This is a genomic window from Rhizobium sp. AN80A (genome assembly GCF_030053015.1).
Lineage (GTDB): Bacteria > Pseudomonadota > Alphaproteobacteria > Rhizobiales > Rhizobiaceae > Rhizobium > Rhizobium metallidurans.
The window spans coordinates 100,634-114,118 of record NZ_JASJPX010000002.1 but is presented as its reverse complement, the minus strand read 5'-3'; the positions used below and the strand labels follow the sequence as shown (position 1 = coordinate 114,118).

Sequence of the window (13,485 nt, the reverse complement as noted above, 5' to 3'; positions counted from 1 at the left end):
CGGCATCCTGAGCGACCAAGCAGCACAGTGTAGACGTTCTAGGCTCTTGAAAGTCGTTCTTCCCCATCACCGGTTTGGATTGGATTGAACGCCCTAGATTCCGCACTTGCCGTTCTTCTGCTGCCAACTCCCAGATTAGATTGACGCCGGTCCATTTACGGACCGGCGTCTGGATGGTTAGTTTGTATACTCAGGCTGCGCTTTCAACTTCTCCTTAGTGGCATCGACATAAACCCTGACGTCGTCGCCCTTCTCGTTGCGCATGATGTTTGCCTGATTGAGAGGCACGGCAATACGATGTTCTCCCATCCCGAGAAATCCACCGATATCTAGCACCAGCTGCTTGACCGTTCCGTCGGCGTTGAGGACCAGCTTGTCGACCTCACCGATGTCTTCGTCTTTCGCGCCGTAAACATGCGCTCCGGTAAGAGTTTCAGAGGTGAGATCCTTCATATCCGATGCGCGGTAGCCGTCTCGCTTAATGTCCGGACGGATCATCGCGGTGTTGTCAGCCGTTCCGGTCTGGGCAGGAGTCGTCGCCGTATTGTTTGCCATCGTGGTGCTTGGCGCCTTGTAAGCGGGCGCATCCGTCAGCATCTGCTTGTTTGCATTAACGACGAGGAAATAATCATCCGGACCGTCACCATCGCGCACGAACTTGACGTCCTTCATCGCGATGGCAACGTCCTTTTCGCCGATGCCAAGGAACCCGCCGACACCCAAGACGACCGCCTTCACTTCACCCTGGCGGCTCAGAATCACTTCGTTGATCTCACCGATATCATCCCAGTCCTTCTCAGCGCCCGATTTGACCATCATGTCAGCCGTAATCGGCGTTTCGGTCGCATAAAGGCGCATGCCAATGAACTTGGATGCCATGATGTCGGTTGGCTGTTGCTGGTACATAGCCATCGGTGCCATCGTCGCCGCGTAAGCGGCTCCGCTAAGCAATGCTGCGGCGAGGGCTGTGGCTGTAACAAACTTTTTCATGGGAATCTCCCCGTTTTTCGGTTGGCCCGATCGCAAAAAATGCAACGGAGATTTTTTGCACTGCGATAACACAAATCCGCTTTGAAATGAGCGAGCCGGATGAACTCCGCTTACTGTGAACTGCCAAGGGTCCGAATAGTTCCGATATTTGGTGAACGGGGACCGTGAAGCGAGCAACCACGCGGCATGAGGCGATCAGGCCGACAAGAGAACAAGTGGACCTGATCCCGCATTGCCAGGGACATCGCATGTCGCTCTGGCATCGCATCCTGGTCCGCCGCTGCCGTAATGGTCGTGTGGCTGTTGTCCCATTGATTTTTCGTCAATCGGTTTGCGGTAGTCGGGGCATGATGACAGCTCGACGCCGACCGAAACATCGCGTCCCTATCGAAATCGTCGCCCGCGCAATCTGGCTGTCCTTTCAGTTCAATTCAGCCTGCGCGAAGTCGAGGAAATGATGCTGGAACGCGGCGCGGCAGTCTCGTATGAGACGATCCGTCGATGGTGTAGGTCCGCATGAGTTGATGATGACCGCGCGGTCGCACCGAAAAGCGCCTTCATGCAGCGACGTGTGGCATCTCGAAGAAGCTGCGGTTCAAAGGGAGGTAGAAAGTGCTGCTGTGACGCGCCGAGGACCAAGACGGATATCGGGTTTGAAATCGTTCAGGTTCGCCGCAACACCAAAGCGGCCAAGCGATTGCTGGTCCGTTTTATATAGCGCGACGCGATCTTTCAGATTCGCTCGTCGCGCTCTAGATCTTTGTTTTTCCGCATGTCTTGATCCCGAAACGGGCAGCCACTTTCGGGAGACATGGTTTAAAAAAATAAGGGATTGGCGCCAAGCGCATCATCACCGACAAGCTGCTATCCTAAAGCGCCGCCCCGCCGTCAGGTCATGCCCGCCGTTGAGCATCGCTCTCATTAAGGTCTGAACAACAGGCGCGAGAATTTGCATCTGCCATTTCTAAGCGTGAACGAACCCAGCAAGGATTTAGCTCGATTGGGTCGCTGCAACAATTTGCCTCGATCTTCTCAGCCGTCCGCCTTTCGATCCCGCTAAATCGCTACGCTGCCCAGATCAAATTCTTCCGCCAAGCTGCGACTATCCAATGGAGGATGGCCGCGCTGCAACGCGCTGATATCCCTCCGCGCGGTTTGCAGGCTGACGCGCCAAGTTTGAGCGATCTCCTTTCCTTCGCACTGAAGCGCTCACCCGTCCTTCTGCTCTAAGAACCATAGTCGTCGTTGACTAAAGGATTGTGGTTGAGAGGCACCTTCAAGATCCCTCTCGGAGACAAGATTAAGGTCACGGCGGCGCCTGGTTCAGCGACCGTAGCGTAAACATAGGACCTCTGCTTTCCAAAAAAGGGTTGAACCACTGGTTCGATACGATTTATATCATTCCATGATATTTTTCACCGGAGCACCTCGTCAGCGTGTCAGATGCACTCAATCCCCTATCCCTGCCGACTGACGAGGTCCTTGCGGACCGCCTGGGACTTTCGACGAAAGAATTCCAGCGCTACCGTCTGCAGAACCTCATATCGGTTTCCACGACGTCCGCGACCGGGAGCGACGGACTCCTGGTCACCTGCCAGCTCGGAAATAGGGTCTGGGAAGGCGTCGTTGTTGATGGAAGCGTCACCTCCGAACAGGTCAGGTTCATTCGCGGCAAGCGAGCGAGTAGTTCGCCTTCGACAGTTCGTCGCCAACCCTGACCCGACTCTCAGAAAGGAAAACAATGAAAAAGCTTGCCGGCCTCCTCGTCGCCGTATCGATGCCGGTTACTGCCCATGCTGCGGCCAGAATGGTCTCCCAGACCGGCGACTGGGGCGTCTACTCCTTCAAGAGAGACGGAAAGCCCGTGTGCTACGCGCTCTCGGTGCCCAAGGAAGCCAGACCCGCCGATGTGGATCACGGGAGAAATTACTTCCTCATCGCGCCAGCGGAAAAAGGCGGCGGCAACGAGCCAGAGGCCATCCTCGGCTACGCAGTGCGGGCCGGTTCGCCGGTGCAGGTATCGGTTGGCGAGAAGAAGTTCAAGATGTTCGTAAAGGACAATACTGCCTGGGTCTCCGACGCCGCGCAGGAACCCGAACTCATCAACGCGCTTCGATCCGGGAGCCGGATGACCTTAAAGGCGACGTCGGCTAGAGGAACGCGTACCAGCTACGACTACTCGCTATCAGGGGTCACGGCTGCTTTGGAGCGCGTCGCTCGCTGCAAGTGAAGGAGGGCTCAACCGATCCCGAATGGAGCCTTGCTGTCAGGCGTCGCGAGTTCCCTGAGGCGGTGCGAATCGGTTCGGCCCTTGCCAGAAAGCAGCAGGTCCAGTTCGTGCCTTGAATTTCCAAACCTTAGCAGAAGGCGCTCCGCTTCGTGTCGGCCGATGCCGTAGCGTCGCCGCAGGCTTCCAACATCATATCTGGGTTCGATCTCGGTTTCGTTCACCGATGGGAGAGGACTCTGTTCTTGTTGGGAGCGCTGCATGATCAAAACTCCTTCAAGGGAGTAATGGATCCGACGCCCCGGCAGTTCCAACCGCAACATTATATCTCACGTCATGATGTAGATGACCGCTATACATGCAGAAAAACGTAGATCGCGCCGCCCCAGATTGCGGCGACGAACAGGGCGACGCCCGCTAGGAAGAGTTTGACGTCATGGGACATGATCAACCGTCAACGCCGTATCCAGTCCACGTTCCGCAGGCGTTCAGTTCGACGTCATAATCAGTGCGGCTTGAGACGCTTCGGACGGGGCCTCGCCAGGGATCGACGCTATAACAAACATGACGGCGACGTAGCTTGCGAACACCGCGGAAAGGATGACGCTCTTGGTCAATGGTTCGCTCCTTTGTATCATGTGGTGACATTCTTTAACTGTTCGCGCATAATGTCAACCTGAATGCAGCATGAACGGTACGGGGAGGCGAATGGCTTTGGGAAGAAGTCTGATCGTGGAGACGACGCGCTAATCGCGGCGGATCTTCGAAGATATCGTGGAGAGTTCCGGCTACGAGGTGGTGGGGATTGCCGATAGTTTCGAGAGCGTGCAGCGGCTCCCACCGCTTGCAACCATCGCCCTGGTCGATGTCAACCTTCGCGACGGGGCCACCGGACCGAGGATTGCGCAATATCTCGCGAACGACTTCGGCGTCGCGGTAGTCATGCTCACGGCCAATCCCGAAATGATCGTTACCGATCGTTCGAAAGTCATCGGTCTGATAACGAAACCCGCAGCCGAAACTGATCGGTAGCGTTCTCGGATACCTGAGGACGATTCGCGAGGGTGGGCGCGGCTTGCCGCCAGAAGGGATGCGTATCTTCGCGTGAAGGAGGGGGCGACACCATGATCGACAGACGTGCAGAACTCGGTCTCTGGCTGGGCCGGCTGGAATCCATCCTGATCGAACGCGGAGTGCTGAACGAGGATGGCGAGGTCGCCTTCAATGTCAGATCACAGTTTCCCGAGGACGTCCAAGAGGCGTTGGATGGCTTCATTGAGAACCCGGTGGAGCTTGTCGGCCTCCTCAAGATCTGTCGCGAGGCCCGCGATGGACGACCCTTGTCTCCCGCAGTTCTGATGGCGGCACATCTCATGACCAAGGAGATACTGCTGGCATTGCAAGAGGCCATGGGCGCCGGACGGTAGAGGGCTTCCAAAGAAAATGGCCCGCCCGAAATCATTTCGGACGGGCCTCGCGCGGACCGGACATCTCATAACGTCCGACCTGAACTCTAGCTGTCGGTGACTGGCGCGTCTCCTCCCGACTGCGGCAGTTCCTTCATCTTGACGAGTTGGTCGGCGCACGTGTCGGCCGCATTCGTGACGGTCTCGTCGATCCCCGCGACCGTCGCCCAGCCCCCTTCGGTGATGAAGTCGTCACGCTGCCACGAAGATTTCGCCTGCAGGGCCTTCAGGTTTTCCTGTGCATTGCTGGCGCTCACGAAGTTATGGACGCAGATGCTTGCGACCAGATCCGCCTTGGCGTTACGGACGGCAATCTCGGTCATCACGTTCGCCCTGCCTGACGTCGTCCAGCCGCCCCAGGTGAAGCCGAGCACCATCGTCAGAGCGGACGCGCCAACGATCGTCCAACCCCAAAGAGTCTTGGAAGGCCGGTATCCCGACCAGCCACTTTCGCCATTCTCCATAGCTGTTCTCCACTAGTTTATATCATGGCATGATACAAATTTGAGAGCAGAGGTCAATCATGCTGTGATCAAAAAATGGTGACGCCGTTCAAGCGAGCTCGGTCACTTGTCGCAGTCGCGAGAGGGATTCTGCCAATAGCGGTTCGTTCTCTAGCATGCCGTCGACATGGATCTTCGCCAGAGCTTCAAGAACCTTCTCGCCCTTGGTGGTCAGGCCAATCAGCACGCTCCGCTTGTCGTCTTCAGCGGGTATCCGTTCTGTCAGGCCTGCCAAACACATGCGGTCAACGAGCTGGACCGCGCCATTATGGTGCATCAGCATCTGTTCAGCGAGATCGCGAAGCCTCACTTTCCAGCCCGGCGCCGTGCGTACTACAAGAAGAGCCTGATACTGCTGCGAAGTGACGCCCGCCTCGGTGAGCGCAGCGTCGCTGAACGACAGGAACCGTCTCATGGCGAGCCGGAAGCCTGCGAGGCCATCATAGACTTCGTCAGCCAGGCCGGATGTCCGGCGTCCCGATCGAGGCATTCATTAGTCCTTCCAAAAACGTCATGATGTGATATAAATGACGAACCAAGCTAGGAGAACGGTCCGCGAGTGCGGCCGATGCGGGAGACGGTGCAAAGCGCCGGCGTCGGCTGATCACTCGCGGACCATAATCTCCCGATGGTGGCAAAAAGACTGTGCCAATTTCGTGACGTCGCGAGAAAATTAAATCGTGTTTGAACCGCCGAAGCGATTCCTTCTAGGCTGTGGTGACAAATTAACTATTTGATCCATAGCATGATGCTTGCGAGCTTTATGAAGCCGAGGAAGTTGTCGGCGAGCTTGTCGTAGCGCGTTGCGATACGCCGCCATTGTTTGAGCTTGGCGAAGAAGCTCTCAATGCCCCATCGCTGCTTGTAGGCAAGGCGATCATAGGCATGTTGGTGCTTGCGATGTCGGCGTGGCGGAATGACTGGCTCGCCGCCTTGATCAAGAATGATGTCATGCAAGTTGTCGGCATCATAGGCGCGATCCGCGAGCACCTGTTTGGCTGGCAGAGCGCGGATAAGGTCGCAAGCCGGTGCCATGTCGTTTTGTTGACCAGGGCCGAGTTGAAAGCGAACCGGCAATCCCAGTGCATCGACTACCGCATGGATTTTGCTGCCAAATCCACCTCGGGAGCGGCCGAGAGCCTGGGCTTGCGCTCCCCCTTTTTCGCCGCCCGCCGGCGGCTTGGGCCTGCGCCCGGATAACCGTGGCGTCGATGGACAACCACTCCATGTCCGGATCGACAGAAACTGCTTCGAAAATCCGGTCGAATATGCCCTGCTCGATCCAACGGTAATAGCGCCGTTTGACCGTCTGATAGGGGCCGAAACGGTCTTCCGGCAGATCACGCCAGCGCGCTCCGGACCGGGCAAGCCACAGTATCGCGTCGAAGAACCGGCGCCCATCACTGCGAGGACCGCGCCTGCCTTTACGACCACCGGGCACAAACGGCTTCAGCCGCTCCCACTGGTCATCTCGAAGAACCTCACCATCCATCGCCGACCTCCAAAAGTCAGCCTTGAATCTGATTTGCGACTCGAATGGAATCCCGGATCGTTAATTTGTCACCACAGCCTAGCTCGATTTCAGGCTCGAAGCGCCTGCGCGATTGCCTTTCCATGCCTGGAAGCTATCTGACCTTGTCTCGAAGAAGGGGGCACCATGAACTCGCGCTTGATTTGGTCGATATCGGTTCTGGCGCGGCGGATCTGGTTCAGGGCCACGCTGTTCTCCCTCGCGGCAGTTGCCACCGCCCTCCTGGCGATCGTCGTCACACCCTACATTCCGACGGACCTGTCGACGAAGATCGGTGCGGACTCGGTCGACAACATCCTCGGCATTATCGCTTCAAGCATGCTCACCGTCACGACATTCTCCCTTAGAGCCTCGGGCGATTAATGTGCAACGCATCCGGCCTGGCGGAAATAGTTCCAGCACTCTTGCGGCGTGAATAGGTCGCAAACCTTTCCGACGGCTTTCCAGAGATCGTCATAAGTCCTTGCTTTCATTTTTCGCAAGAGTGCCTTGAGCTTCGAAAAGGCCATTTCAATCGGATTGTTGTCTGGCGAATATCGCGGCAGGAAGAGTATCCATGCCTTCCGCTCAGCGATGGCCGCCGCTGCTCGGGGGCTCTTGTGGACGTTGAGGTTATCCCAGATCACCACGTCGCCTGGTTCAAGCGTCGGTGCGAGTTGAGTTCGCACATAGGTGTCGAACTTGGCTCCATCCATGGCCCCATCGACGACAAAGGGTGCCGTGATGCCATCGCAGCGCAGACCGGCGACAAAGGTTTGGGTGTGCCATTTGCCGAAAGGCGCATCCGCCTGAAGGCGCTTGCCCTTGATGCTACGGCCACGCAGTGGTGTCATGTTGGTCTTGACCGAAGTCTCATCTACGAAGACGAGACGTCCGGGGCTCTGTTGCATAGCGGGTTGGCGACGTTTGCGCCACTCATCGCGCTCCCGGCGCACATCGGCGCGTGCGCGTTCCGATGCCAGCAGTGTTTTTTTTAAAGCTGAAGCCCGCCCGGCAAAGAAGCTTCGACAGGTTCGAAGGATCAGCTTTCACACCATGATGCTCTACCAGCCAAGTCGCCAGGTCGGGCATGGTTATATCCGGTTGCGCCTCTACCTTGGCGATAATGGCATCCCGGACCGGGCCCAATTTGCCGCTGCCGCTGGGCCGACCGCGCCGGGAGGGCTCGACCGAGCCCGTTCGATCCGCCCGCTGCTTAAGCCGAACAGCCGTGGCGGGCGAGACTTTGAAAGCAGCAGCGGCTGCCCGACGCGTTTGGCCTTGCGTGATCGCATCAACAATCCGTTGGCGAAGGTCCGAAGAATAGGCGCGAGACATGGCAAGTCCTCCTGCCATGTTGAATCATAAAATCGAAGCCAGGGGAATCGTCAGATTCAAAGAAACTGCCCGACGCTCTAGTACGATGGTCTCGGCGTATTCGGCAGCCACAAACAACGTCACGCCTCGCGCGACCCGGCTCGTCATGGAGGACAGCACGACGCAGAACGTGCTGGCAACCTTCGTCGGCTCGTTTCTATTCAGCCTTGTCGGCATCGTCGCCCTGACCACGGGCGCCTATGGCGAGCAAGGCCGGGTTGTTCTCTTCGTTGTCACGATCGGCGTCATCGTGCTCATAGTGGTGACCCTTCTAAGATGGATCGACCACCTGTCCAGATTGGGCCGGGTGACCGAGACGACACGTCGGGTGGAAGAAGCGACGCTCGACGCCGTCAAAGCCTCGCGAAAATCCCCGAACTTCGGTGGGAGTGCGCTCGACGGAGACAGTCTTACGCCCAGTACCGACGACACACCGTTTTTCACAAATGAGATTGGCTACGTGCAGCACCTGGATGCAGCGGCGCTCGCAAAGATCGCCGACGAGAGTAAGTTCGACCTGGTAATCGTCGCGATGCCTGGCAAGTTGGTCTCGCCGGCCCGGCCGCTTGGATGGCTTCGGGGAGCCGTCGGCGAGGATGTTCTGGATCGGGCCGCTGCCTGCTTTTCGATCGGCGACGTCCGCTCCTTCGATCAAGACCCGCGGTTCGGAGCGTCGGTACTGACCGAGATTGCGTCGCGCGCTTTGTCTCCTGCCGTCAACGATCCGGGAACCGCCATCGACGTCATTTCGCGCGCGATGCGAATTCTCCACGCGTGGCATGACGCGAATAGCGAGGCACCTGACGAAATCGTCTATCCTCAGCTCCATGTCGCGACGCTGTCGGCAGCCGACCTGTTTGACGACCTGTTCACCCCAATCGCCCGCGACGGCGCGGGCCTTGTAGAAGTCGGACTTCGACTTCAAAAGACCCTCGCAATGCTTTCGAAACTTAGCGCGGAATTTCAGGCAAACGCCGTGCGCCATTCGAAGGAGGCGCTCGACCGTGCGGCCGCGGTGATGCAGGTCGAGGCCGACATGGAGAGGCTGCAGGCCGCTGCCGCCGCAATCGCCGCAGACGACAAGCATAGTTGAGTGGCAGAGCGAGGAGGGTCCATGCCGTCTCAACGTGAACGCCGTCGATCACTGGTCTCGCTGTTAGGCAGTTGAGCCCGCCGACCACGTCCGCGAAATGTTTGTACTGCCGCGCTTCACTTAACAGATCTGCTATCGATCTGAAGACGATCTCGTCACGCTGCTGACAGGAACCTGCGTCCGAATGGCGTCCATAAGAATCAACGCGTCGTCCTCGATAACGGTTGACTGATGCGGACGTCGCGGACTTGCCCGCTTTGATCGACGTCGCCTCGTGCAGCGTATCTAAGGGGTCCAGGGAACAAGTTCTCCGAGCCTCGCTGGCCAAAGCCCCAGATCGTCCTTCACCGCAATTGGCAATGCGTCTCTCTGTTTTACCAGCAAGGCTTGATGGATGGCCGCTTCGAGTGGCTCGGCCTGACCTGGATGAGATTGATCTTTGACCGCCAGTTCACCAGTGATTCCGGCTTCGTCGCCAGCAACGATGATGACGTGCCCCGGATAGGCCGAGGCGGTTTTGCTATCCACCAAGTCGAATCTTTGCATCTCTTTTCCTTTGTCCAAGTCTTCGGCATCCATCGAGGCTTCTGAAAGAATCTCGAACCGCACCTCCTCGATGGTTCGTCCATCCCCTCGGAGCCTGACGATCCTAGCAATTGTGGCATAGGCCTTCGGATCGCCTTGGTTGACTGACGAACGCCTGCACCACTCGTCAAGAAGAATGCTCACAGCCACAAGCTCATGAGCGTCGATCGCGGCCTCTGGACGCCGATTGAAGGCAGGAATTAAGAACCCGATGAGTTTCAGGAATATCGCAGTGGCTGAAAATATCATGCGGTGATATTAAGTCATTTTCTGACCTGAGGAAAATGACAATACCGCGAGCGATCCACATGACGGTACACGGATATTTCGAGTTGTCGTCATCTATGAGAGTCCTTAGACGTTTGTAAAAGTTGCAGGTAACGAGCGTGTTCTTGATGTTAGAACCGGTCGGTGTAGTCGCGCACGGTCGTCGTCCGTTCAGGTTCGAGTTGACTTCGGTTCCTTTTCCGCCGCGCGTCGCGCCCGGATGGCCGCCGCGATGAAGACGCGCGACAGACCATGGTAAAGCGGTTCGCGGGACAGGATGCGTGATGTCACGTAGCCGATCATCGATACCGCCATGATCGGGATCACCGCCTGGTGGTCGCCAGTCATTTCGAGAATGATGACGAAGGCCGTCATCGGCGCTTGTACGACGCCTGCGAAGTAACCTGCCATTCCAAGGATTGCTGCAAGGGTGATGCTGGTGCCGAGCAGGGAGCCGACGGTGCTGCCAAAACCAGCGCCGACGGCAAGAGACGGCGCGAAGATGCCGCCCGGAATTCCCGACAGCATCGACAGGAAGCTGGCCGCAAGCTTCTCGACGAAGAAGAGCAGTGGCAAGGAGTTGCCTTCGACCGCTCCGCGCGCCTGTTCGTAGCCGGTGCCAAAGGTCGTGCCGCCGGATGCAACGCCGATGACAGCGACCGCCAAACCGCAGCAAGCCGCAAGCGCCAGCATACGCGTTAGCGGTTGGGGTTGCGCCCAGCGGCGGATCTTTTGGCCGAAATGCAGTGCGAAGCCACTGAAGGCGGCACCCAGCGCGCCGCCGCCGACGCCACAGATCAGAACCGGTCCCCAGTCGCGCAGCTCGGTCGGCGCGGCAGACGCCATGCCGAAATAATTGTAGCTGCCGGAAAGCCCGAGCGCCGCCAGGCCGGAAAGGATGACCGCTGTCAGCACCAGTCCGTTGGCTCGCGATTCATAGGTTCGGCTCATTTCTTCGATGGCGAAGACGATACCAGCAAGCGGCGTGTTGAAGGCAGCCGCGATACCCGCCGCCGACCCCGCCAAGATCAATCCTCGCGCCTGCCCTATACCGCCAAAGCGGGCAACGGCGAGCATGATCGAGGCGCCAACCTGCACTGTCGGTCCCTCGCGCCCGATCGAGGCGCCAGAAAATAACCCCAGCACCGTCAACACGATCTTGCCGAATGCGATCTTCAGCGACAGGAGCCGTGTCCGGTCTTCTGTTTCGTGCAAGTGCCGCGCGGCGATCGCCTGCGGAATGCCACTGCCTCCTGAATTCGGAAACAACGTCGCCGCTACATAGGCCGACAGCATGAATCCCACGGGCGTCAACACCAGTGGCAGCAGGAAAGCCCATTCACCTGCCGAGGTGACGGACTCGAATGCGTTCTGCGCCAGATCCGCGAGCTTGGCGAAACCGACGCTGATCACGCCAATCGCCAGCGCTCCGCACCAGAAAACAAGTCGTGGTTTCCAAAGCGAGAACGAGCCCCAGATCACACGGGAACGGCGGAGGAGCTTGGAATAGCGGTAACGGCTTGGCATGGCGGCTCGGTACGTGACGCAGGTTATGAAGTCTTCTACCGCCAAAGGTTCCCGAAGATCACCCCTAAAAAGAAAAAGGCGCAGGTCGGGGGGTGGGGTTGAGCCATCCGAGTCTCGGAGGACGCTGTGCAAAGCGCGTTCGAAGCAGGGGAACTTTATACATTATATCACGTTATGATGTAAATTATGCGCGCGTTATCGACACTTCTCGTGCCGAGGTCTGTCGCATGGAAGACGGTGAGCACCAGAAAAACTCATTGACGGTACTAAGAAGTGTTCCCGTATTGGTTTCATACTCTCGCGATCATTTGTCTCTGCCTTGGTGGGGTGTCGGTGGTAATCGTCCTTTCAGATATCTTGCGGCATCCGCAGCGCATGGCAGTCATGAACGTCGTCTGGCCTGTGACGGCGATCTTCGGAACGCTTCCCCTGATGGTCCTCTATTATCGCTATGGCCGCCTCACCAGCCAGGAGGCGCACCACCGGGCCAAGGCGCTTGGCGAGAAGATGCCAAGCATGACGGACACGCCCTTTCCTGTCATGGTTGCCAAAGGGGCGCTGCACTGCGGAAGCGGCTGTATGATCGGAGACGTCGTGGCCGAATGGCTGGCGTTCCTTGTCCCCGCCGTCGCTGTAGCTTTGGGCTGGCAGACCCTGTTCTCTGAAAAGATGTTCGCGGTGTGGATCCTAGACTTTATATTCGCATTTGGGCTCGGGATCGCATTTCAGTACTTTGCCATCGTTCCCATGCGTGGCCTGTCGCCAAAGGAAGGGCTCAAAGCGGCTGTAAAGGCGGATACGTTCTCCCTGCTTTCCTGGCAGGTCGGCATGTATGGAGCCATGGCTTTGCTGCAGCTCTGGATCTTCCCGGCCGCCTTCGGCGTCAAGGCGGAGGTCAACAGCTGGGAGTTCTGGTTCGCCATGCAGATTGCAATGATCTGCGGCTTCGTTACGAGCTATCCGGTGAACTGGTATCTGGTGTCGGTCGGCATCAAGGAGAAAATGTAACGTGGCGCATCACCATTCCGATCAGCACGGCGGTGGAGGCCATGGATCCCCCGAGGACTTCGGCCGCGCGTTTGCCATCGGCATTGCGTTGAACCTGGTTTACGTGATGCTTGAGGCGGCCTTCGGCCTATATTCCGGATCCCTTGCCCTGCTGGCCGATGCGGGCCACAATCTTTCCGATGTGCTTGGTCTGGTTCTGGCCTGGGGAGCCGTTTGGCTCGGCAAAAGGCCACCATGGGGCCGCCAGACCTTTGGATTCAAGCGCAGCTCCATCCTTGCATCGCTCAGCAACGCCATTCTCCTGATGCTTGCGGTGGGCGCCATCACCTATGAGGCGATCCGGAGACTTCTGGAGCCGGAGCAGGTCGCCTCCTCCACCGTGATCTGGGTCGCGGTGGTCGGCTTGTTCGTCAACGGCTTCACGGCCTACCTTTTCTCCGCAGGCAGCAAGCAGGACCTCAACATCAGGGGTGCCTTTCTACATATGGCCGCCGACACCGGCGTGACCGTCGGCGTCATCTTTGCCGCTTTGCTTATCAGCTGGACTGGCTGGCTCTGGCTTGATCCGGCCATCAGCCTCCTGATCGCCGCGGTCATTCTCGTGGGAACCTGGTCCCTTTTGCGAGGCTCTACCATGCTTGCAATGGACGCCGTGCCGCCGAACCTGGACCTTGCAAGCATCCGAAAGCAGCTATGCGAAGCGGACGGGACCGTCATTGAGGTTCATGATCTCCATGTATGGGCGCTGAGCACGACCGAAACGGCACTCAGCGCCCATCTTGTCTGCTCGGAAATGGAGAAGGGGCAGAGCCTTCTGCGAAAGCTGCCGGGGCAGCTGGAGCAGGCATTCGGGATCCGCCATACCACACTACAACTTGAAACGCCTGCCACGGCGGAGGCATGCCCGCTCCGTTCGACGGAAATCGTCTGAG

The 13,485-nt window shown here is 58.0% G+C and carries 14 protein-coding genes and 1 pseudogene; 8 read left to right on the top strand and 7 right to left on the bottom strand.

Features of this window, described 5'->3' with window-relative positions:
• Positions 1 to 177 precede the first annotated feature (177 nt).
• Positions 178 to 990, bottom strand: a complete 813-nt coding sequence (locus P3R82_RS06935; RefSeq protein ID WP_283193572.1) for a PRC-barrel domain-containing protein — start codon at positions 988 to 990, stop codon at positions 178 to 180.
• A gap of 816 nt (positions 991 to 1,806) precedes the next feature.
• Between P3R82_RS06935 and P3R82_RS06930 the strand changes: the two are divergent.
• From P3R82_RS06930 to P3R82_RS06915, 4 genes and pseudogenes are all read left to right on the top strand, one after another.
• A pseudogene (locus P3R82_RS06930) lies at positions 1,807 to 2,046 on the top strand (DDE-type integrase/transposase/recombinase); the annotation flags it as partial.
• Positions 2,047 to 2,731: 685 nt separating this feature from the next.
• Positions 2,732 to 3,220, top strand: coding sequence for an invasion associated locus B family protein (locus tag P3R82_RS06925; protein ID WP_111564660.1), 489 nt, complete (start codon positions 2,732 to 2,734; stop codon positions 3,218 to 3,220).
• Between the two features lie 771 nt (positions 3,221 to 3,991).
• Positions 3,992 to 4,249, top strand: a complete 258-nt coding sequence (locus P3R82_RS06920; RefSeq protein WP_283193571.1) for a hypothetical protein — start codon at positions 3,992 to 3,994, stop codon at positions 4,247 to 4,249.
• Between the two features lie 92 nt (positions 4,250 to 4,341).
• Positions 4,342 to 4,644, top strand: coding sequence for a hypothetical protein (locus P3R82_RS06915; RefSeq protein ID WP_283193570.1), 303 nt, complete (start codon positions 4,342 to 4,344; stop codon positions 4,642 to 4,644).
• Positions 4,645 to 4,730: 86 nt separating this feature from the next.
• On the opposite strand, the gene P3R82_RS06910 is transcribed toward P3R82_RS06915, so the two are convergent.
• From P3R82_RS06910 to P3R82_RS06900, 3 genes are all read right to left on the bottom strand, one after another.
• Positions 4,731 to 5,147: a hypothetical protein gene (locus tag P3R82_RS06910; RefSeq protein ID WP_283193569.1), complete on the bottom strand. Its 417-nt coding sequence runs from the start codon at positions 5,145 to 5,147 to the stop codon at positions 4,731 to 4,733.
• Positions 5,148 to 5,235: 88 nt separating this feature from the next.
• Positions 5,236 to 5,676 carry a MarR family transcriptional regulator gene (locus P3R82_RS06905; protein ID WP_283193568.1) on the bottom strand — a complete coding sequence of 147 codons (441 nt, stop codon included), beginning with the start codon at positions 5,674 to 5,676 and terminating at the stop codon, positions 5,236 to 5,238.
• A gap of 239 nt (positions 5,677 to 5,915) precedes the next feature.
• Positions 5,916 to 6,678 (bottom strand): IS5 family transposase gene (locus P3R82_RS06900; protein ID WP_283192853.1). Its coding sequence is split into 2 segments (ribosomal slippage): positions 5,916 to 6,348 and positions 6,347 to 6,678, totalling 765 coding nucleotides; the frame shifts between segments, so codons are not numbered across the junction.
• 165 nt (positions 6,679 to 6,843) lie between these two features.
• Here P3R82_RS06900 and P3R82_RS06895 point away from each other — a divergent pair.
• Entirely contained in the window at positions 6,844 to 7,080 is a 237-nt protein-coding gene (locus tag P3R82_RS06895; RefSeq protein WP_283193567.1) for a DUF2254 family protein, read from the top strand.
• Here the strand turns inward: P3R82_RS06895 and P3R82_RS06890 are convergent.
• A protein-coding gene (locus tag P3R82_RS06890; protein WP_283193551.1) for an IS630 family transposase occupies positions 7,077 to 8,034 on the bottom strand; the annotation gives its coding sequence in 2 pieces (ribosomal slippage) (positions 7,077 to 7,691 and positions 7,693 to 8,034; 957 coding nt in all). The two genes, P3R82_RS06895 and P3R82_RS06890, sit on opposite strands and share 4 nt — an antisense overlap.
• Between P3R82_RS06890 and P3R82_RS06885 the strand changes: the two genes are divergently transcribed.
• Positions 8,033 to 9,166, top strand: a complete 1,134-nt coding sequence (locus P3R82_RS06885) for a DUF2254 domain-containing protein (protein ID WP_283193566.1) — start codon at positions 8,033 to 8,035, stop codon at positions 9,164 to 9,166. The two genes, P3R82_RS06890 and P3R82_RS06885, sit on opposite strands and share 2 nt — an antisense overlap.
• Positions 9,167 to 9,451: 285 nt before the next feature.
• On the opposite strand, the gene P3R82_RS06880 is transcribed toward P3R82_RS06885, so the two are convergent.
• Positions 9,452 to 10,000 (bottom strand): hypothetical protein, encoded by a 549-nt coding sequence (locus P3R82_RS06880; protein WP_283193565.1) that lies wholly within the window; start codon positions 9,998 to 10,000, stop codon positions 9,452 to 9,454.
• A gap of 189 nt (positions 10,001 to 10,189) precedes the next feature.
• Positions 10,190 to 11,545 carry a chloride channel protein gene (locus P3R82_RS06875; protein WP_111564666.1) on the bottom strand — a complete coding sequence of 452 codons (1,356 nt, stop codon included), beginning with the start codon at positions 11,543 to 11,545 and terminating at the stop codon, positions 10,190 to 10,192.
• A gap of 273 nt (positions 11,546 to 11,818) precedes the next feature.
• Between P3R82_RS06875 and P3R82_RS06870 the strand changes: the two genes are divergently transcribed.
• Together P3R82_RS06870 and P3R82_RS06865 are read left to right on the top strand one after the other, a co-directional pair.
• Positions 11,819 to 12,553, top strand: coding sequence for a DUF4396 domain-containing protein (locus tag P3R82_RS06870; protein ID WP_283193564.1), 735 nt, complete (start codon positions 11,819 to 11,821; stop codon positions 12,551 to 12,553).
• A 1-nt stretch (position 12,554) separates the two neighbouring features.
• Positions 12,555 to 13,484: a cation diffusion facilitator family transporter gene (locus tag P3R82_RS06865; RefSeq protein ID WP_283193563.1), complete on the top strand. Its 930-nt coding sequence runs from the start codon at positions 12,555 to 12,557 to the stop codon at positions 13,482 to 13,484.
• Position 13,485: the final 1 nt, after the last annotated feature.